17 protein-coding genes are annotated in these 20070 nt (G+C 62.2%); 8 read left to right on the forward strand and 9 right to left on the reverse strand.

Annotation, left to right across the window (positions count from 1 at the left end; all coding sequences use genetic code 11):
• Positions 1–80: 80 nt before the first annotated feature.
• Positions 81–797: a ComEC/Rec2 family competence protein gene (locus CRO48_RS10110; RefSeq protein ID WP_097138790.1), complete on the reverse strand. Its 717-nt coding sequence runs from the start codon at positions 795–797 to the stop codon at positions 81–83.
• Positions 797–1492 (reverse strand): hypothetical protein, encoded by a 696-nt coding sequence (locus CRO48_RS10115; RefSeq protein ID WP_097138792.1) that lies wholly within the window; start codon positions 1490–1492, stop codon positions 797–799. The genes CRO48_RS10110 and CRO48_RS10115 overlap by 1 nt, the downstream gene beginning before the upstream one ends.
• Before the next feature lie 646 nt (positions 1493–2138).
• Here CRO48_RS10115 and CRO48_RS10120 point away from each other — a divergent pair.
• Positions 2139–2912 (forward strand): NAD kinase, encoded by a 774-nt coding sequence (locus CRO48_RS10120; protein WP_097138794.1) that lies wholly within the window; start codon positions 2139–2141, stop codon positions 2910–2912.
• A gap of 35 nt (positions 2913–2947) precedes the next feature.
• On the forward strand, positions 2948–3448 hold the full coding sequence (locus CRO48_RS10125) for a hypothetical protein (RefSeq protein ID WP_097138796.1): 501 nt from the start codon (positions 2948–2950) through the stop codon (positions 3446–3448).
• 161 nt (positions 3449–3609) lie between these two features.
• Here CRO48_RS10125 and prfB read toward each other — a convergent pair.
• The 3 genes from prfB to CRO48_RS10140 form a co-directional block, all read right to left on the reverse strand.
• Positions 3610–4741, reverse strand: a protein-coding gene (gene prfB / locus CRO48_RS10130; RefSeq protein WP_097138798.1) for a peptide chain release factor 2 whose coding sequence is annotated in 2 segments (ribosomal slippage) — positions 3610–4671 and positions 4673–4741 — 1131 coding nt in all. Because the reading frame shifts where the segments join, the coding sequence is not laid out codon by codon here.
• Between the two features lie 115 nt (positions 4742–4856).
• Entirely contained in the window at positions 4857–7307 is a 2451-nt protein-coding gene (locus CRO48_RS10135; protein ID WP_097138800.1) for a penicillin-binding protein 1A, read from the reverse strand.
• A gap of 276 nt (positions 7308–7583) precedes the next feature.
• Positions 7584–8885 (reverse strand): N-acetylmuramoyl-L-alanine amidase, encoded by a 1302-nt coding sequence (locus tag CRO48_RS10140; protein WP_407071909.1) that lies wholly within the window; start codon positions 8883–8885, stop codon positions 7584–7586.
• Between the two features lie 675 nt (positions 8886–9560).
• On the opposite strand from CRO48_RS10140, the gene CRO48_RS10145 reads away from it, so the two are divergent.
• On the forward strand, positions 9561–12419 hold the full coding sequence (locus CRO48_RS10145) for an Rne/Rng family ribonuclease (protein WP_176526714.1): 2859 nt from the start codon (positions 9561–9563) through the stop codon (positions 12417–12419).
• A gap of 173 nt (positions 12420–12592) precedes the next feature.
• On the opposite strand, the gene CRO48_RS10150 is transcribed toward CRO48_RS10145, so the two are convergent.
• Complete coding sequence (locus tag CRO48_RS10150) at positions 12593–13744, reverse strand: pyridoxal phosphate-dependent aminotransferase (protein WP_097138802.1); 1152 nt, start codon at positions 13742–13744, stop codon at positions 12593–12595.
• A 299-nt stretch (positions 13745–14043) separates the two neighbouring features.
• Here CRO48_RS10150 and CRO48_RS10155 point away from each other — a divergent pair, with 299 nt between their 5' ends.
• From CRO48_RS10155 to aat, 5 genes are all read left to right on the forward strand, one after another.
• Positions 14044–14808 carry a DsbA family protein gene (locus CRO48_RS10155; protein ID WP_097138804.1) on the forward strand — a complete coding sequence of 255 codons (765 nt, stop codon included), beginning with the start codon at positions 14044–14046 and terminating at the stop codon, positions 14806–14808.
• Positions 14809–15008: 200 nt separating this feature from the next.
• Positions 15009–15446 carry a type II 3-dehydroquinate dehydratase gene (aroQ, locus tag CRO48_RS10160; RefSeq protein WP_097138806.1) on the forward strand — a complete coding sequence of 146 codons (438 nt, stop codon included), beginning with the start codon at positions 15009–15011 and terminating at the stop codon, positions 15444–15446.
• A gap of 22 nt (positions 15447–15468) precedes the next feature.
• Complete coding sequence (accB, locus tag CRO48_RS10165) at positions 15469–15930, forward strand: acetyl-CoA carboxylase biotin carboxyl carrier protein (RefSeq protein ID WP_097138808.1); 462 nt, start codon at positions 15469–15471, stop codon at positions 15928–15930.
• A 10-nt stretch (positions 15931–15940) separates the two neighbouring features.
• The gene (accC, locus tag CRO48_RS10170; RefSeq protein ID WP_097138811.1) at positions 15941–17284 is read left to right on the forward strand and encodes an acetyl-CoA carboxylase biotin carboxylase subunit; all 1344 of its coding nucleotides are present in this window, start codon (positions 15941–15943) and stop codon (positions 17282–17284) included.
• Between the two features lie 9 nt (positions 17285–17293).
• Positions 17294–17908, forward strand: a complete 615-nt coding sequence (gene aat / locus CRO48_RS10175) for a leucyl/phenylalanyl-tRNA--protein transferase (RefSeq protein WP_097138814.1) — start codon at positions 17294–17296, stop codon at positions 17906–17908.
• Positions 17909–18489: 581 nt separating this feature from the next.
• Here the strand turns inward: aat and CRO48_RS10180 are convergent.
• The 3 genes from CRO48_RS10180 to CRO48_RS10190 form a co-directional block, all read right to left on the reverse strand.
• Positions 18490–18903, reverse strand: a complete 414-nt coding sequence (locus tag CRO48_RS10180) for a DUF2155 domain-containing protein (RefSeq protein ID WP_407071915.1) — start codon at positions 18901–18903, stop codon at positions 18490–18492.
• Positions 18904–19017: 114 nt separating this feature from the next.
• The gene (locus tag CRO48_RS10185; RefSeq protein WP_097138818.1) at positions 19018–19416 is read right to left on the reverse strand and encodes an NADH:ubiquinone oxidoreductase subunit NDUFA12; all 399 of its coding nucleotides are present in this window, start codon (positions 19414–19416) and stop codon (positions 19018–19020) included.
• Between the two features lie 158 nt (positions 19417–19574).
• Positions 19575–20069, reverse strand: a complete 495-nt coding sequence (locus tag CRO48_RS10190) for a GNAT family N-acetyltransferase (protein ID WP_097138820.1) — start codon at positions 20067–20069, stop codon at positions 19575–19577.
• Position 20070 lies beyond the last annotated feature (1 nt).

The raw sequence follows: 20070 nt of genomic DNA on the forward strand, positions 1-20070 counted from the left end.
CTCTTCTGCCTTGTGTCTTTTCCCTGCCATTTCAATGTCCTTCCTCGGCTCAATAGCCATACTTCAAGAAGGATCACTTTTCAGGGGGCAGACCATGTACGCTCGCGATACCAGTTCACGGTCTCCTGCGTGGCGTACTCAATGCCGGAATCGGATATGATTGTAATCAGCGGTCGCCAGCCAGTTACGTATAAGGCCTCACAGCAGCCATTACGACGGCCATGATGCGAAGCAACGAGAACATGGACATCGGCCATCGCCGCGCGGAAATCTTGCCTATCTAGCAGACGATTCCATCCTTGGACTTCCATATCACCTGGAAAACAAACTACGAGGCCGTGGTAACGCAGGATGCATATCGAGCTGAGATTGTTCTCGTCCTCGAAATCATACGGATACTCGTTCCAGAACATTTTGATAGTTAGACCGCCAAGATCGGGTTCCGCAGGTACGGTTCCGATGTAAGATGTCATCATCTCCGCTAAACTAGATATGCCATTTCCGATGCCGCCCTGGCCCTTTAGATGCCGGATCTCACCAGCGCCGACCGTCGGATTGCGGTACAGCGCTCTTATCTCCACGGTTCTCCGCAGATTATGCAGATCGCTTGCATGGTCCTCATCCATGTTTGTGATAATTAGGCGTTCAAGCGAGGTAATCCCGAGATTTGGCAAGTAGACCGAAGGTCGCCATCCAGTGGTGGAGTTGTGTCCTGCGTCGATGAGAAGGTGCTCGCCGTTATCGGTCGACACCAACGCACAGCCACCGTGCTCTACATCAAATATTCGAATATCCACTATACCGATCCCTTCTCGCCGATCAGAGACGCATGAAAGCGCAGCAAGACCTCCCTACCGAACAGCGCGTAGTACTTTAGGAAGCGACCATACATCCCGATCGCGATCACAAATGCGGTCAACGAGAACCACACGTCCTGGCCGATACCGTAAACGGTATAGCGGTAGGCCAGCGCACCGCCGGCAATAAGTGATACAAACACGATATTTCGACAGAACCCGTACGCGTTCTGAAAGCTCTCCAGGCGCCGCGCGGTATCCTCCACCTGGCGCGCCACTGGGTAGGCGATCTCGAAGGCGCGATGAGTACAGCGGCCAATTGCATCGGTCGCGATTGCTGTAAGGATAGTTTCGCGCGTCGCTGGAGTAAGCGGCGCGTATTCGCGATAGGCGAAGAGCCACCCCAGCGCGCGTTCCCGCCGACGTAACGGCTTAAGACCTAGCTGTACCGACATCGGGTCGTGAAAGAGTGTTCGCGCCAACAGGTGCTCAACGAGCCCAGCCGATGGCGCCGCACATATATGCCCGACGATGAAGGACACTACTGTCCAAAAGATAAACTGGACTGTTGTCCACTCCGTTCGGTGGACTAAGACTGCTTCGGCAAAACAATAGTCGAACGTCGCGACAAGCAACATACCAGACGCGACGAACGCGTAGAACTCGTAGTTGGTCAGTGGGAACCAATCGCGCATGGTGATCCTTTCACACTTCAACTAGCACATAACAAGAACAATCGCCAACTTAATGGCGAGTGTCCACAGAAATTCAATCACTTTGAAAGCATTCTTCATTCTCGAATCTGCGCGCCTCAAGCAGGCTAAAGAAGAAGCGGGGACCTCATACGCATGACGACTACGGCAGGCAATCTGCGTAAGTTCGTGACGGAAATCTTACGAGTATTCAGACCGAAGGACGGCGCTGTTGGTACGATACCGTTCGTCAAAACACGTTTGTGAGAGGATTACAGCCAACCTTTCCAGGTCTCCATGGCATAATTCACACGCACATTAACACGCACATTAACACGCACAGTGAAATTTATTATATTATTTATATAGATATATCAATTATTTACGCTATACACACTCTGACTTTTAATCAGTAGGTCCAGGGTTCGAATCCCTGCGCGCTCACCACTTAAATCAATTATTTGGCAAGATTTCCTAATCCGGTCTTTCAAGACTGGCCAGAACCGACGCGTCCGTCTGGCCGGGCGATGACCCCAATTTTATGATGCACATGACTGCAAGGCATGCCACAAAGGCGGCCCGCGGATCGGGCGCTGCTGGCTCCGGGCGCGGCGCAGTGTGATGGCATCGGAAGAGGCATCGGCAGGATATGACGCGCAGCATCAAATCGCTTTCCTTCGTCGCGTCGCAGGCGCCCGAGGCGCAGGAGGCGCTCGGCGAACTGGTAGCGCGCTACGGAAACGCCGATGCGGAGACGGCCGATGTGATCGTGGCGCTGGGCGGCGACGGGTTCATGCTGCAGACGCTGCACGCGACGATGAATTCCGGCAAGCTCGTCTACGGCATGAACCGCGGTTCGGTCGGGTTCCTGATGAACCGCTTCAGCGTGGACGATTTACCCCACCGCATCGCCAGTGCCGTCGAGAACCTGTGCCGACCGCTGGAAATGCGCACGGTCGATGCGGCCGGAGCCGTCAGCGAGGCACTGGCCATCAACGAGGTCTACCTGTTCCGGCAATCCTATCAGGCCGCCAAGCTGCGCGTCAGCATCGACGGACGGGTCCGGCTGGACGAGCTGATCTGCGACGGCCTTCTGGTGGCCACGCCGGCCGGCTCGACGGCCTACAACCTTTCCGCCCACGGGCCGATCCTGCCGCTGGAAGCCCCCCTCCTCGCGCTGACGCCTGTCAGCCCCTTCCGTCCCCGTCGCTGGCGCGGCGCGCTGTTGCCCAACCACGTGCGGGTCGAGATCGACATTCTGGAGGCGGAGAAGCGGCCGGTGAATGCGGTCGCCGACTATACCGAAGTGAAATCCGTCCGCTCCGTGCGGATTTCGCAATCGGAAAACCTGACGGCCATCATTCTATCCGATCCCGATCATTCCTGGTCGGAGCGTATCCTGTCCGAACAGTTCCAGTATTGAACCGAGGCCGTCCCCGGAAAGCCAAGGAGTTCGCAATGTTCCGCTCCCCCGCCACCGCCGTCCTCCTCGCAGCCTTTCTTGGCGCATCAGCAACGGTCCGTGCAGAGGAGGCGTCACCGTTGCCGCCGGCCGTAACCTTCGCCGTCAGTACCGGCTACTGGCAGGACAGTGCAGAGGGTGCCGACAAGGCTCCGGAGAGCGCTTCTCCGGCTGCAGGCGACACGCCCGTCCGCCGCGGCTACTACAAGCTGTTTTCCCTGCGCCAGCCGGACGGGACGGCAAAGATCTATCTTCAGCGCATAGAAATGGCGGCCGACGGTCCGTCAATCGCCTCGTCGAGCGAGATCGAGGCGTTCAGCGCGATGAAGGCTTACGTCACGGATATCCGCCCGGAGAGCTCGGACGGCGTCACGGCCCAGCCCGGCATGTTTGCCACCATCCACCTCAAGACCGATCCGAAGGCGACCCGCTCCGATTCCTGGACCGTCCTGATCGACGATCTCGGCGAGATGCGCGTGGAAAAGGCCAGCAATTAATGGCGGCATCGCCTCCTGGCGGTATCGGCCGGGTGCCGGAGGCGTCGCGGTAGAAGGCCGATCGCGTCATGTGACGTTGCAGGCATGCCGGCAATGAAAAGGCCCCAAGAAGGGGCCGTTCCATTCTGCGGTCTGCCAGCTTGAGAGGCAGCGAAGCCCACTCAGGCGAGGTCTTCGACTGCGGCGTCGGCGCCACCGCTGACGCGGTGAGCGAGGGCTGCTTCCATGAACTCGTTGAGTTCACCGTCGAGCACATCCGACGGCGCGGTGCTCTCCACCCCGGTGCGCAGGTCCTTCACCAGCTGGTAGGGCTGCAGCACGTAGGAACGGATCTGGTGTCCCCAGCCGATGTCCGTCTTCGAGGCGGCTTCGGCATTGGCAGCCTCCTCGCGCTTCTTCAGCTCGGCCTCGTACAGGCGGGCGCGCAGCATGTCCCAGGCCTTGGCCCGGTTCTTGTGCTGCGAGCGCTCCTGCTGGCAGGCCACGACGATGCCGGACGGGATGTGCGTGATGCGCACGGCCGAATCGGTCGTGTTGACGTGCTGGCCGCCGGCGCCGGACGAGCGATAGGTATCGATGCGGCAATCGCTCTCGTTGATGTCGATGTTGATCGAGTCGTCGACGACCGGATAGACCCAGATCGACGAGAACGAGGTGTGGCGGCGGGCGTTGCTGTCATAGGGCGAGATGCGCACCAGACGATGCACGCCCGATTCGGTCTTCATCCAGCCATAGGCATTGTGACCCTTGACGAGGATCGTCGCGGACTTGATGCCCGCCTCTTCGCCGTCGTGGATTTCCAGAAGCTCGACCTTGAAGCCCTGGCGCTCGGCCCAGCGGGTGTACATGCGAAGCAGCATGTTCGCCCAGTCCTGGCTCTCCGTGCCGCCTGCGCCCGAATGGACTTCCACATAGGTGTCGTTGCCGTCGGCCTCGCCGGACAGCATGGCTTCCACCTGCCGGCGATTGGCTTCCGCCCGCAGTTCCTTGAGCGCGTTCTCGGCATCCTTGACGATGTCGGCGTCGCCTTCTTCCTCACCGAGCTCGATGAGCTCGATGTTGTCCTTGAGCTGCTGCTCCAGGGCGCGGAGGCCGGTAATACCATCATCGAGCTGCTGGCGCTCGCGCATCAGCTTCTGCGCTTCGGTGGCATCGTTCCAGAGGTTCGGATCCTCTGCCTTGTTGTTCAACCAGTCCAGTCGTCTTACCGCCTGATCCCAGTCAAAGATGCCTCCTCAGCAGGCTTATGGCCTGCTTGATTTCGTCGACTACGTTTTCGATTTCCGCGCGCATATCCGTCTTCTTCGATTGTTTGCGAGTTTGCCCGTGAGATAGTCACATGGCCGAAAGATGTAAAGGCGGACGCTTGAGAACGCCCGCCTTTTTGATTTTTACCGGCTGAAGGTGATCAGAACAATCCGCTCTGGCCGCCGCTGACAGCCTGGTTGGCCTGAGGCGAGCTGCGGAGGATCTCTTCCGGCTCCATGTATTCCTCGCCGCCGATGACGGAGAAAGTGTCGGCCGGGCCGGTCCCGGGCTTGAAGGCCTCCATGATCGTGTCCGGATCGCCCTCCATGGCCGCCATGCCGGTCTTGCGGTTGACGGCGATCATCTGCATGCCTTCCGGAACGAGGAACTTCGTCGGCGGCGTGCCCTCCAGCGCCTGCTGCATGAAGGTGTTGAAGAGCGGGGCCGACAGAGAGCCGCCCGTCGAGCCACGACCAAGCGGTGCCGGGTTGTCGAAGCCGAGATAGAGCCCGGTGACGAGGTCCGGCGTATAGCCCACGAACCAGGCGTCCTTTTCGTCGTTGGTCGTGCCCGTCTTGCCAGCCGCCGGACGGTCGAGCTTGATCTTGCCGGCCGCGGTGCCGCGGGTGACGACGCCTTCCATCATCGAGGTGATCTGGTAGGCGGTCATAGGGTCCAGCACCTGCTCGCGATTGTCGACGATATTGGGCTCTTCCTGGTTCTCCCAGTCCTGGGCGTTGCAGCCTTCGCAGGTGCGCTCCTCGTGACTGAAGATCGTCTTGCCGTAGCGGTCCTGAATGCGGTCGATCAGCGAAGGCTTGATCTGCTTGCCGCCGTTGGCCAGAACCGAATAGGCCGAAACCATGCGCAGGACCGTCGTTTCGCCCGAACCGAGCGACATCGCGAGAACCGGGTTCATCTTGTCGTAGATGCCGAAGCGCTCGGCATATTCGGCGACGAGGTTCATGCCCATGTCCTGGGCAAGGCGCACGGTCATCAGGTTGCGCGATTTCTCGATGCCGAGACGAAGCGTCGAGGGGCCTGCCGAGCCGCCGCCGTAGTTCTGCGGGCGCCAGACCTGGCCGCCGGACACGATCTCGATCGGGGCGTCCATGATGACGGAGGCGGGCGTATATCCGTTGTCGAGCGCCGCTGCATAGACGAAGGGCTTGAAGGACGAGCCGGGCTGGCGCATCGCCTGCGTGGCGCGGTTGAATTCCGACTGGCTGTAGGAGAAGCCGCCGACCATGGCAAGCACACGGCCGGTGTGCGGGTCCATGGCGACCAGCCCGCCCTGGATGCGCGGCGGCTGGCGCAGGCGGTAGGAACCCTCGGTCTCGGTCGGTTCGACATAGACGACATCGCCAGGACTGAAGACGCCTTCCGGCGATTGCGCCGAGCGACGGTCGCCCTTGGCAGAGCGGTAAGCCCACTTCATCGCCTCGGCCGGAATGCGCCCGGTGACCCGCTCTGGCGCAACCTTGCCCGACGGCTCCTTGCGGGGCTGCAGGCCGATGTCGGCGCCCTTGGCGTCGGTGGCAAGCACGACGGCCAGCTTCCATTCGGGAACGTCGCTGAACGCCTGGACCTTGCTCAGTTCGATGCCCCAGTCGCTGCCGATCTCGACGGTCTTGATCGGGCCATGGAAGCCGCGGCGCTCGTCATAGCTGATGAGGCCGTCCTGCAGCACCTTACGGGCGATCACCTGGAGGCGCGGGTCGAGAGAGGTGCGCACCGACAGACCACCTTCATAGAGCGCATTGTCCCCATAGCGCTCGATGATCTGCCGGCGCACCTCCTCGGCGAAGTAATCGGATGCGAAGAGATAGGAGCCGCGGTTGCGCGGGCTGACGCCAAGCGGCTGCTTCTTGGCCTCGTCGCCTTCGCTCTTGGTGACGTAGCCGTTCTCGACCATGCGGTCGATCACCCAGTTGCGCCGCTCGATCGCAGCCTCGGCGCGGCGGAAGGGGTGATAGTTGTTCGGCCCCTTCGGCAGGGCGGCGAGGTAGGCCGTCTCGGCGATCGTCAGTTCGGTGACGGACTTGTCGAAATAGGTCAGCGCAGCGCCGGCGATGCCGTACGAGTTCATCCCGAAGAAGATCTCGTTGAGATAGAGTTCGAGGATGCGGTCCTTGGAATAGGCCTGTTCGATGCGGAACGACAGGATCGCTTCCTTGACCTTGCGGTCGATGGTCTGGTCGGAGCTGAGCAGGAAGTTCTTCGCGACCTGCTGAGTGATCGTGGAGGCGCCGACCGGGCGACGGCCCGAACCCATCTGCTGCAGGTTGGTGACGATCGCGCGGAACAGGCCGGTGACGTCCACGCCGGGATGGTTGTAGAAATTCTTGTCTTCGGCCGAAAGAAACGCCGCCTTGACACGGTCCGGGATCGCCTGGATCGGCAGGTAGAGCCGGCGCTCGCGGGCGTACTCGGCCATGAGTGCACCGTTGGTGGCATGGACACGCGTCGTCACCGGCGGCGAATAGTTGCTCAATACCTCGTAGTCAGGCAGATCTTTTGTGACATTGGCGAGATAGACCGCAACCACCGCGGCAACACCGAGGAAGAAGACAGTGCCAATCCCGAAAAAATATCCAATCAATCTGATCATTTGCCAGTTACCGGTATCCTAATCAATTCATCGCTGGAACGATGGCGGCGCACCACACGTGGTGCCTGTGCTTCTGGACAGCCATGCATCCCTGCCGGCGACCTGAATATTCGTCACCGAGTCGCCCCGTCAGACCCGAGTAGAGCCTCGAATGTGAGGAAAATAGGGCTTAATGCAAACAACGGGCGAAGGCCATGGTTCAATTGGCGGTGCTGTCACTTTTTCGGCACATGAACGCTATTTTGCACGCAACCGCACCCGGCGGGATGCCGGCTTTCAGCCGCCATTGGCGACGACGGTCGCGCGATAGCGCCCCACCGCCTCGGCGATCAAGCCGGCCACCTTCTTCTGCCAGGCCGGATCTATCAGAAGCTGCTCGTCCTCCTTGTTCGACAGGAAGCCGAGTTCAAGAAGCACCGAGGGCACATCGGGTGCCTTCAGCACACGAAACCCGGCATAGCGATGCGGATTGTTGATGAGCTTGACCTCGCCTTCGAAGGCGTCCACCACCTGCTTGGCCAGGCCGACGGAAAAGCCCTGCGTCTCGCGGCGCGTCAGGTCGATCAGGATATCGGCCACTTCCGGCGGTTCGCCCTCCAGCGGCATTCCGGCAATCTCGTCCGAAAGGTTTTCGCGCGCGGCAAGGTTGGCAGCGAGACTGTCGGATGCCTTGTCGGAAATCGTATAGACCGTGGCGCCGCGGATATCCTTTTGGCGAAGCGTATCGGCGTGGATCGAGATCAGCAGGTTGGCATTGCGGCTGCGCGCCAGTTGCACCCGCTGCGGCAGCGACAGGAACTCGTCGTTGTCACGCGTCAAGAACGCCTCTGTCGACGGCAGCTTGTTCAGCGCGGCCGCGATCTCCTTGGCAAAGGCCAGCGTCACGTCCTTTTCATGCGTGCCGGTCTCGACCCCCAGTGCGCCGTTGTCGATCCCGCCATGGCCCGCGTCGACGGCGATGACGAAACGACCAGGCTCCACCGCCCCACCCGGCACCACCGCGCCATCGGCGGAAGCGACGCTCGTGGTTGCCTCTTTCCACTTCTGGCCGTTCACCAACTCGGCAAAGGCACCCTCGGTGACGATCCCCGTATCGATGACGAGGCGAAAGCTCTTGCCGCCCTCCTCTTCCCGAACCTCGGTGGAGGTGACGCTTGCAGGCCTGTCCGCCGTCAGCACGATGCGCGACCGCCCCTCCGCCATGGCGCCAAAACGAACGTCCGTGAAGAGGCCGCGGGCGGCAAACTCATCCTTCTTCAGCGCGAACACCGTTTCGGGAAGATCGATCAGGATGCGGTAGGGATTGGCGACGTAGTGAACCGAAATATCCGGCCGCTTGTCGAAATCGATTATGACGCGCGTGCGGGCATCGTCGCCGGCCATGCGGCCCGAATAGGCCAGCAGTGCCGAGTTTTCTGCCGGGATGGAGCCGGTCGTCACCTCTGCGCCGGCAGCAGCGATCCCGCCGGCCAACGAGGGAAAGGCCACAAGCGCAAGGACCGCCGCGCCCGCAAGCCGGCACAGCACCCTCGCCGCCCGGTTGCCCGCTTCAGCCCTTCGCGTGACCACGACCTTCAAATCCCGACCTCCCCCGACCAACGCCGCCCTGCTTGCGGCTCGGATCCAACAGCAATTCCTTCGGCCGCACCAGACGCCCGAAGCGAATAATCGTCGGACAAACTTGACGCCGCATGGTTAACCGAAGCTTACCGGCGTTGCGCCGGAGCGCTCGGGCGGCCGGCCTCCATCCTGCGGGATTGGATCATAATTGTGACGGTCCCGGCTTTTTCCTTGCCATTGTGACATATTGAACATAAAAGCGATTTCAGGGAAAAAGCACTGACGGGATAGAAGCCGCAGGCGGGCAGCCAACCATCTGGAATTGGCGCCGAAACTGGCCTTCATCCGCCGTCGCAAAGTTTCTTCCCGAGCAATGGAATCGCGGTAATCCGGCGGTGGCCGGACCAAATCAACGGTGGATATCCACCATGGGCATTCAGGCCCGCTTCATCGGACCGTTTCGGTCTATGGCATTGGCAATCTCGTTTGGACGTTGATGTTGTCGCTGCGGTATATGTCAGAGGTTAACAGGCTACGGTGCGTGATCGTACCAGCCGTTGTCTGGCCGCGGCCCGCTCACCCCGCCCCGACGGGAACTCACTTATCCGGCGCAGCGCTCCCACCTTCCGACCGACCGCCCATCAGCGGCCAGTCGCCAGACAGGCTTGGCCTGCGCCGAGGAGCAGAACTTTCATGGCAGACAAAATGCTTATCGATGCGTCTCACGCAGAGGAGACGCGCGTCGTTGTCGTACGCGGCAACCGCATAGAAGAATTCGATTTCGAATCGCAGCACAAGAAGCAGATCCGCGGCAACATCTATCTTGCCAAGGTGACCCGCGTTGAGCCGTCGCTGCAGGCGGCCTTCGTGGACTACGGCGGCAACCGCCACGGCTTCCTGGCCTTCGCCGAAATCCATCCCGACTACTACCAGATCCCTCTGGCCGACCGTCAGGCGCTGCTTCGTGCGGAAGCCGAGGAGGCCCGCCGCGACGAGGACATCGAACATGTCGAGACCGCGCCCGTCGCCGCCCAGCCGGTGACGATCGTCCAGGAGGCCCCGGAGGAGACGCCGGTCGAAGCCAAGGCAGTCGAAGCCAGGACCGAGGCGGTCGAGGTCGTCGCGGAAACGGCGGAAGCTGTGCCTGCCGCAGAAGCCGAGGCCGAGCCGGTCGAGGAAGAAACCAAGCCGAAGGCGAAGAAGCCGCGCAAGCCGCGGGCCAAGAAGGCCGTCGCCAAGGATGAGGCCGCCGAAGAAGTGCCGGCCGCAGCAGCGGAAGACGAGGACAGCAAGACCCCGTCCGGCGACATGGCCGCCGCCGTCGATACTGACGTCATCTCCGAAGAGGTGCGCAAGCGTCCCGGCGACGACGATGACGACGACGACGATCACCACGAAGAAAAGGAAGTGATCGAATCGGTCGGCGCCGAAGACGCGATGGAAGAGGTTCCGGACCGCATCCAGCGCAAGCCGCGCAAACAGTACCGCATCCAGGAAGTGATCAAGCGCCGGCAGATCCTGCTGGTCCAGGTCGCCAAAGAAGAGCGCGGCAACAAGGGTGCGGCGCTGACCACCTACCTTTCGCTCGCAGGCCGTTATTCGGTCCTGATGCCGAACACCGCCCGTGGCGGCGGCATCTCCCGCAAGATCACCAACCCGCAGGACCGCAAGCGCCTGAAGGAGATCGCCCGCGATCTCGAGGTGCCGCAGGGCATGGGCGTGATCCTGCGCACCGCCGGCGCCAACCGCACCAAGGTCGAGGTCAAGCGCGACTTCGAATACCTGATGCGCCTGTGGGAGAACGTGCGCACGCTGACGCTGAATTCGACCGCGCCCTGCCTCGTCTACGAGGAAGGCTCGCTGATCAAGCGCTCGATCCGCGACCTATACAACAAGGATATCAGCGAGATCGTCGTTGCCGGCGAGGAAGGCTACAAGGAAGCCAAGGGCTTCATGAAGATGCTGATGCCGAGCCACGCCAAGGTGGTTCAGCCCTACCGCGATATCCACCCGATCTTCTCGCGCTCGGGCATCGAAGCTCAGCTCGACCGCATGCTGCAGCCGCAGGTGACCTTGAAGTCCGGCGGCTACATCATCATCAACCAGACCGAGGCGCTCGTCTCGATCGACGTCAACTCCGGCCGTTCGACGCGCGAGCATTCGATCGAGGAGACGGCGCTACAGACGAACCTCGAAGCCGCCGAGGAAGTGGCACGCCAGCTGCGCCTGCGTGACCTTGCAGGCCTCGTCGTCATCGACTTCATCGACATGGAGGAGAAGCGCAACAACCGCTCCGTCGAGAAGAAGCTGAAGGACTGCCTCAAGCACGACCGCGCCCGCATCCAGGTCGGCCGGATCTCGCATTTCGGCCTGCTCGAGATGTCGCGCCAGCGCATCCGCGCCTCCGTGCTCGAAAGCACGACGCAGACCTGCCCGCACTGCAACGGCACCGGGCATATCCGCTCGCAGTCGTCCGTCGCACTGCATGTCCTGCGCGGCATCGAGGAGTATCTGCTCAAGAACACCACGCACAACATCACCGTGCGCACGACGCCGGATATCGCGCTCTACCTGCTCAACCAGAAGCGCGGAACGATCAACGATTACGAGACGCGCTTCGGCGTGCATATCGTCATCGATGCGGATGCCCATGTCGGCGCCCAGCATTTCGCGATCGACCGCGGCGAGCCGGTCGAAAATCCGGTGAAGATCGAGCAGTTCGTCCAGTTCGCTCCCGAGCCGGACGAGGATGACGACATCGTCATCGAGGAAGATCTGGAAGAAGAGGAAGCCGAGGCTGTGGCGAAGCCCGCTCCTGCCGCTGCTGCTTCGTCCTCTGACGACCAGTCGGGCCGCAAGCGCAAGCGCCGCCGCCGCCGCCGCGGCCGTGGCGGTTCCGAGGGGACCGAAGCCAGCGACACCGCATCGTTCGGCGGTGAACAGCCGGGCGACGTCGACGAGGAAGGCGACGAGGCCGAGGATGAGACGGAAGCCGCCGGCGAGGCACAGCACGCAGCCGACGACGATCAGGGCAAGCGCAAGCGCCGTCGTCGCGGCAAGCGCGGCGGCCGCCGCAACCGTGGCGACGAGCTGGAAGCCGGTGCAGAATCGGCAGACACGGAAGCTGAGGCCGACGTCGAAGAGCCTGCCGTGATCCCGGCTGCCGCGGATGCCGAAGTCATGGCCGTAGTGGAAGGCCAGCCGGCGCCAAGCGAAGAAGAGGTCGTAGCCGAAGTGCAGGCCGAGCCCGCACCGAAGGCCCGCCGGACCCGCAAGGCCAAGACAAAGAAGGAAGCCGAACCGGAAGTGACGGCCGACGTCGAGGCACAGGCAGCGATCGAAGATCAACCCGCTGAAGACGTCGCGGTCGAGGAGGCCGTCGAAGAGGCTGCGGCGGATCTCGATGAAGCCAAGCCCGCGCGCGCCAATCGCGACCTTTCGACGATCGCGTCGGCGCCCGTCGTCAAATCCTCTTCGCCGAAGGAGAAGGAAGGCGACGAGCCGGAGAAGCCCAAGAAGGGCGGCTGGTGGCAGCGTCGCGGCTTCTTCTGAGAGCAGTAGCACTAAGGAATGCAGGACCCGGCCATTGCGCCGGGTCTTTTCTTTTCAGGCTGTGATGCCACTGTTGGTGAACGCCGAAAGACAGCTTCGCCCATGGCTTTCGCCCTGCCCCGGCCCGTTCCCAAGCCCGGCCCAGCGATCGCACATCGACCAGTCGCCGCCGCCTATTTCAGCCACGCTGCTATGCGGTCCGTCGCTTCGACCATCTGCTCGTAGGCCCCGGCAAAGGAGAATCGCATGGTGCGGTGCCCGCCGATCGGATCGAAGTCGTGCCCCGGCGTCGCGGCGACGTCGATCTCGGCCAGCATGCGGCGGGCGAACGCCATACTGTCGTTCGTGAAGCGGCCGACATCGACATAGGCATAGAACGCACCGTCCATGGGCGAGGCGATGGTGAAGCCGATCTCGGGCAGCCGCGCTGCCAGCAAGTCGCGGTTGCGGCGATAGGCCTCGCGGTGGACGTCGAGCTCTTCGTGCGCGCCAAGCGCTGCGAGCGCCGCCAGCTGCGAAATCTCCGGGGCGGATATGTAGAGGCTCTGCGACAGCCGCTCGATCGGGCGAACGACATCCTTCGGCAGCACCATCCAGCCGATCCGCCAGCCGGTCATGCAGTAGTATTTCGAGAAGGAATTGATCACGACGACGTCGCTTGTCAGTTCAAGCGCAGTCGTCTCCTCGCCGGAAAACGTCAGCCCGTGATAGATCTCGTCGGAGATGAACGCGATGTCGCTGGCGCTGCAGTAATCGGCCAGCGCCTTCAGGTGCGCGCGGTCGGTGACGGTGCCCGTCGGATTGGCCGGGCTTGCCAAGAGCACACCGGAAAGCTTGCCGAACACGCTCTGGGCGGCCTCAAGGCTTTCTGGCGTCATCGTGAAGCCGTTCTCTGCGCTGACCTCGATCTCGATCGTCTCGATGCCGAGGGCTGCGAGAATGTTGCGATACGCGGGGTAGCCGGGCCGCGCGATCGCGACGCGGTCGCCCACGTCGAACAGCGTCAGGAAGGCAAGGTTGAAGCCGGCCGACGAACCTGTCGTCACCGCGATGCGGGCGGGGTCGACATCGACGCCGTGCCGGGCGCGGTAATGCGCGGCGATGCCCCGGCGCAGGTCGTTCAGGCCGAGTGCCTCGGTATAGCCGATGCGTCCGTCCTCCAGCGCCTGCCGGGCGGCAGAAAGCGCCGCAGCGGGCGCGGGATAGGCCGGCTGGCCGACCGCCATCGAGATGACCGGATTGCCTGCAGAGCGCCGCCGCGTCGCCTCGGCAAGGACGTCCATTGCGTGGAACGGTTCGACTGCACTGCGTCGGGAGACTTTCATCGCTCGATCTTTCCTCGAGAATCAAGAACAGACGACGCCGGACGGCGTGCGTACGAATTTGCTGCGCGCCTTTGCCCAAGCGAAGGCCCGAACCCGGGCGCCGCTACGTACCGCGCACAGCGAAGTAGCCGGAACAGCGCCCTGTTCACAATCCCGACAGGGCACCCTTTCTACCGAAAATGCTGTTCCGTTTCCGCCGCTGCCGCCGTAAGGTCGTCGCAATGCGCCGCAATCATGGTAGCGAAGCGGCCAATAGAAAACGACGGCAGCCCAGTCTGCTGCGCCATCACGAGGACCATATGTTTCGCAATCACGGCAAGAAGCTTGCAGCAGCGCTCACGCTCGCAGGTGCGCTCACCCTTCCCTTTCAGGCCCATGCCTTCGATGCCAAGCAGAAGGAAGAGATCGGCGCACTCGTGAAGGAATACCTTCTCGCAAATCCGGAAATCCTGATGGACATGCAGGAGGCCCTTCAGCAAAAGCAGATGCAGGCGCAGCAGCAGCAGGCCTCCGCCGCGATCACCGACAATCAGAAGGCGATCTTCAATGCCGCCGAAGACATCTCGCTCGGCAATCCCGACGGCGACGTGACCATCGTCGAATTCTTCGACTACAACTGCGGCTACTGCAAACGGGCGCTTTCGGACATGGACGCCGTCCTGGAAGCCGACAAGAATGTCCGCTTCGTGCTGAAGGAACTGCCGATCCTCGGGCCTGATTCGCTTGCGGCTCACAAGGTCAGCGCCGCTTTCCGCGATCTCGCGCCTGAAAAGTACGGCGAGTTCCATCGCACCCTGCTCGGCGGCGAGGAGCGTGCCACGGAAGAAACCGCGATCGCGCTCGCCGTGAAACTCGGCGTCAGCGAAGCCGACATCCGCAAGCAGATGGAAGTGAAGCCGCACGACGACGCCGTCCGCAATGCCTATAGCCTTGCACAGAGCCTCGGAATCACCGGCACGCCCTCCTACGTCATTGCAAATGAAGCAGTATTCGGCGCGGTCGGCGTCGACGAACTGAACGAGAAGGTGGCGAACGTCCGCTCCTGCGGCAAGGCCGCCTGCTGAGGCCGGCCTGCAACACCGATGACGCGCACGGTCCTGGAATGGCGCCCGACGTCCGGGATCGTGCCGTCCGCCATCTTTCCGCCATTCCCTTGCTGTTCAGGCAACGTGGTTGTGGACAAGGCGCGCGCGGGTCCTTGGGGCTTTTCCTTGAAGAACCGGCGGTCTATAGGTAAGCCACGATCCAGAAAGCGGAAATTCGAATGGCTCCCACCCTGTTTGTCCTGAATGGTCCAAACCTCAACGCGCTCGGCAAGCGCGAGCCCGGCATCTATGGCGGGCATACGCTGGCCGACATCGAGGCCCTGTGCCGTGCCGAAGGCGAGAAGCTGGGTTTTGCGATCGACTTTCGCCAGACGAACCATGAAGGCGTGCTCGTCGACTGGATCCACGAGGCTGGCGATACGGCGGCCGGCATTGCCATCAATGCAGGCGCCTACACGCACACCTCCATCGCCCTGCACGACGCCATCCGGGCCATCCGGATCCCGGTCGTCGAGCTGCACCTTTCCAACGTGCATGCGCGCGAGGAATTCCGCCACAAGTCCATGATCGCGCCCGCGGTCAAGGGCGTCATCTGCGGGTTCGGCGAGCATAGCTACATCCTGGCGCTGCAAGCGCTGAAATCCTTGACGAAATAAAGAAAATAAGAGGCTCAATCCCATGGCTGACAAGAAGCAGGGCATCGATCAGACGCTGATCCGCGATCTCGCGAACATCCTCAACGAGACGGACCTGACCGAGATCGAAGTCGAGCAGGACGACCTGCGCATCCGCGTCTCGCGCGCCGGTACGCCGCAGTACGTTTCCGCCCCTGTTCCCGCTCCTCTTGCCGTCGCAGCACCGGTTGCAGCAGCAGCCGCCGCACCGGCCGCCGCCGTCCGCGACAACAAGAACGCTGTCACCGCGCCGATGGTCGGCACGGCCTATCTCTCCCCCGCCCCTGGCGCGCGCCCCTTCGTCGAAGTCGGCTCCACCGTGCAGGAAGGCCAGACGCTGCTCATCATCGAAGCCATGAAGACGATGAACCAGATCCCGGCGCCGCGCTCGGGCAAGGTCACCGAAATCATGGTCACCGATGCTGCACCGGTCGAATACGGCGAACCGCTGATCGTCATCGAGTGAGGGCGGCGCGATGATCACCAAAGTCCTCATAGCCAACCGCGGCGAGATCGCGCTGCGCGTCCTGCGTGCCTGCAAGGAACTCGGCATCGCCACCGTTGCCGTGCATTCGACGGCCGACGCCGACGCCATGCACGTCCGCCTCGCCGACGAGAGCGTCTGCATCGGCCCGCCGCCCTCGCGCGACAGCTACCTCAACATCCACCAGATCGTCGCCGCCTGCGAGATCACCGGCGCCGACGCCGTGCATCCGGGCTATGGCTTCCTGTCGGAGAACGCCAAGTTCGCCGAAATTCTCGACGCGCACGGCATCACCTTCATCGGACCGACGGCCGAGCACATCCGCCTGATGGGTGACAAGATCACCGCCAAGAAGACGGCTGTCGAACTCGGCATTCCGGTCGTTCCTGGCTCCGACGGCGAGGTCAAGCCTGAAAACGCGATGGAAATCGCGCGCAAGATCGGCTTCCCGGTCCTGATCAAGGCGACGGCCGGCGGCGGCGGGCGCGGCATGAAGGTCGCAAAGACCCCGGCCGATCTCGAAGAAGCGGTTTCGACCGCCCGTTCCGAAGCGCTCGCAGCCTTCGGCAACGACGCCGTGTACATGGAAAAGTATCTCGGCAAGCCACGCCACATCGAGGTACAGGTGGTCGGCGACGGTGCCGGAAACGCGATCCATCTTGGCGAACGCGACTGCTCGCTGCAGCGCCGCCACCAGAAGGTCTGGGAAGAGGCCAACTCCCCTGCCCTGAACGTCGAGCAGCGCATGAAGATCGGCCAGATCTGCGCCGACGCGATGAAGAAGATGAAGTATCGCGGCGCAGGCACGGTCGAGTTCCTCTACGAGGACGGCGAGTTCTATTTCATCGAGATGAACACCCGCCTGCAGGTGGAGCATCCGATCACCGAAGCGATCACCGGCATCGACCTCGTGCACGAGCAGATCCGGGTTGCTTCCGGCGCCGGGCTTTCCGTGACGCAGGAGGAGATCGAATTCTCCGGCCACGCCATCGAATGCCGCATCAACGCTGAGGATCCGCGGACCTTCGTGCCATCGCCGGGCACGATCACGCACTTCCACGCCCCCGGCGGGCTTGGCGTACGCGTCGATTCGGGTGCCTACCAGGGCTACAAGATCCCGCCCTATTACGACAGCCTGATCGGCAAGCTGATCGTGCACGGTCGCACGCGTGTAGAATGCATGATGCGACTTCGCCGTGTGCTCGACGAATTCGTGATTGACGGAATCAAGACGACGCTTCCATTGTTCCAGGAACTGATTTCCAATCAGGATATCGCCAACGGCGACTACGACATCCACTGGCTGGAAAACTATCTGGCCAAGACTTCAGTCTAGGGGCGAAACATGGCAGGGCGGCGCGGCAGGTCCCCGGAGATCACACCGGAACTTCTGCTGCGCGCCTATTCCATCGGGCTATTCCCGATGGCCGATTCGGCTGACGACCCGGAACTCTTCTGGGTCGAGCCAGACATGCGGGGCGTCATCCCGCTCGACCGTTTTCACGTCTCGCGCAGTCTTGCCAAGACAATCCGCCGCAACCCCTTCGACATCCGCGTCAACACCGCCTTCGAGGCGGTGATTTCGGCCTGCGCCGAATCCGCACCCGACCGCCCCTCCACCTGGATCAACACCAAGATCAAGACACTCTACGCCACCCTGCATCGCATGGGACACGCCCACAGCGTTGAGGCATGGGAAGACGGAGAGCTCGTCGGCGGCCTCTACGGCGTGTCGCTGGGGGCAGCGTTCTTCGGCGAAAGCATGTTCTCCAGGCGCACGGACGCCTCGAAAATCTGTCTCGTCCATCTGGTCGAACGGCTGAAGGAAAAGCGCTTCCTGCTGCTGGACACCCAATTCACCACCGAGCACCTGAAGACCTTCGGCGCCATCGACGTGCCGAAGGCGGACTACGAGGGCATGCTCGCCAGGGCGCTGGCCTCGCCTAACTTGGCGTTTTGAGGCTGATTGCCCTCCACCCCCCCCTTCGCGCCCACGCGCTCATTGCCCTGATCCGGACGCCGCAATATGATTGCGTGGACAAGTCTATTCTCAGGGGCAAACTTGTGAGCCTGAAGCCGCCCGCGTGGAAGATCATATTGCTTGCTGCGGTCCTGGGGCCTCCCATCGGCACGGCACTGTTGGTCGGCCCTTTTGGGGTTCTAAACTGGGAACACATGTGGTCCATCGTCGTGATGGGATACGGTTTTGGGTTCGTACCGTCTTTGTTGGGCGGGACGTTGTTCGCAGCACTGCGCCACAATCTTGGATCAGGATATTGGTGCGCAGGGCTTTGTGGCGGTATCGCAACTGCAATCTGCGCGATAGCCATACTTCAGACAAAAGCATGGCTGGCAACAATATACCTCACCGGCTTTGCCGGAGTGCTTCCCGCCCTCGGTCTACGATTGCTTTTGCATCGCTGGTTTCCCGAAGGACCAGAGGCGGCCTGACAGTCAGAAAACGGCCTCTGCTTTTCTGCTCTCGCAGCTGACCACAGCGCTATTCCGTGCTCAACCGGATCCACAGTGGAGGACATTGCTTTAGCGGGAGGTCGTCGTGTCCGGCGGCGGGACGTCGGATTGCGCCTTGCATTCCGTGAGCCAGACGTCATAGACCGGGTGCTCGACGGCGTTCAGGCCGGGGCTTTCGGCAAACATCCAGCCGGTGAAGATGCGCCTGATCTTGCGGTCGAGGGTGATCTCGTCGACCTCGACGAAGGAATCGACCTTCTGTGCCTCGGTGTCGTCGCGGTTGTAGCAGACGCGCGGGGTGACCTGCAGCGCGCCGAACTGCACCGTCTCGCCGACATAGACGTCGAACGAGGTGATGCGACCGGTGATCTTGTCCAGACCTGAAAAAACGGCGACGGGATTTTCGATACGGGCGGCCTCGGCCGGAGCGTTTGCGGCGAGCAGCGCGACCCCGAAGGCGGCGAGCGCAGACGCCGTTCGCAAAGCGATGTTCAGCCTGCCTGTCAAATCCGTCCCCTTTCGTCTTTCGCACAAGAACCGGCCCGGCACGAGGACCGGGCACCGTCTGCGCTAGCCGTCAAATGTGGCGAAAGCAGTTCAGCCGCGCGGCGTCCAGGCGTCATAGTCGCCGGTCACACGCGGACGCTCGCCGGGAGCAGCAAGCGAACCCGGCGGACGATAGGCCTGCGCGGTCCCGGTCGGGTTGGGGCGATGTTCCTTCTGCCACTCGCGCGGCTTGTAATCCTCGTCGGCGGGGGACACATCGGTGCGATGATGCATCCATCCGTGCCAGCCGGCGGGGATAGCGGATGCTTCGGCATAGCCCTTGTAGATCACCCAGCGCCGCGTGCGGCCCTCGGAATCCGTGCCGCCGCCCTGATAATAGACGTTACCGAACTGATCCTCGCCCACCTTCTTGCCGAAGCGCCAGGTATGGAACCGCGTTCCGATGGTCTGTCCGTTCCACCAGGTGAAGATCTGCTTGAGAAGGCTCATTGTCCACTTCCTTGACCGGGCCCGAAAGTCTGGCCCGCTGTCGAAACCGTTCCTCGCTTATGGCGCGGCGGGGTGCGAATGTCCAGCGATTCCCGACTGTTCAAGCCGGTTTTGCCGTCACGGATCTTGGCTGCCACGCCTCGGGGAACCTCGTATTTTCAGCCGAGCGCCTTCTCGTAGACCAGCGCCGGCATTCCCGGCAGTTCGACGCGCGCTGAGGCTTCGCCAGCCCTTTCGAACCCGTGCGCTTCATAGAAGGCGATCGCGGCGGCGTTCTGCGGCTCAACCTCAGCCCGCATCACCTTGGCATCGGGAAAACAGGTCTCGAGCTCGGCAAACATGTCGCGGCCGATGCCCTGCCGCTGATATTGCGGCAGCACATAAAGCTGCTGCAGGATCGCCACCATCGGCTCGGTCTTCGACATCGCCGCATAGGCCATCCCGCCCAGAGTCTTGCCATCGTCGGCGACGACGAACTCGGAATCCTTCCGCTTCAGCCGGTCAGCCAATGCGGCGACGGAGTGCCACTGCGCCGTGATCTCGCTCACCTTGTCGGCGCCGTAGATGGCGTCATAGGCAGCGTGCCACGTCTCGGCCAGAAGAGCGCTGACCTTGGGCAGATCGCCCTCCGAGGCCGTACGAACGAAGAACACA

This window comes from Rhizobium subbaraonis (assembly GCF_900220975.1).
Taxonomy (GTDB): Bacteria; Pseudomonadota; Alphaproteobacteria; order Rhizobiales; family Rhizobiaceae; genus Mycoplana; species Mycoplana subbaraonis.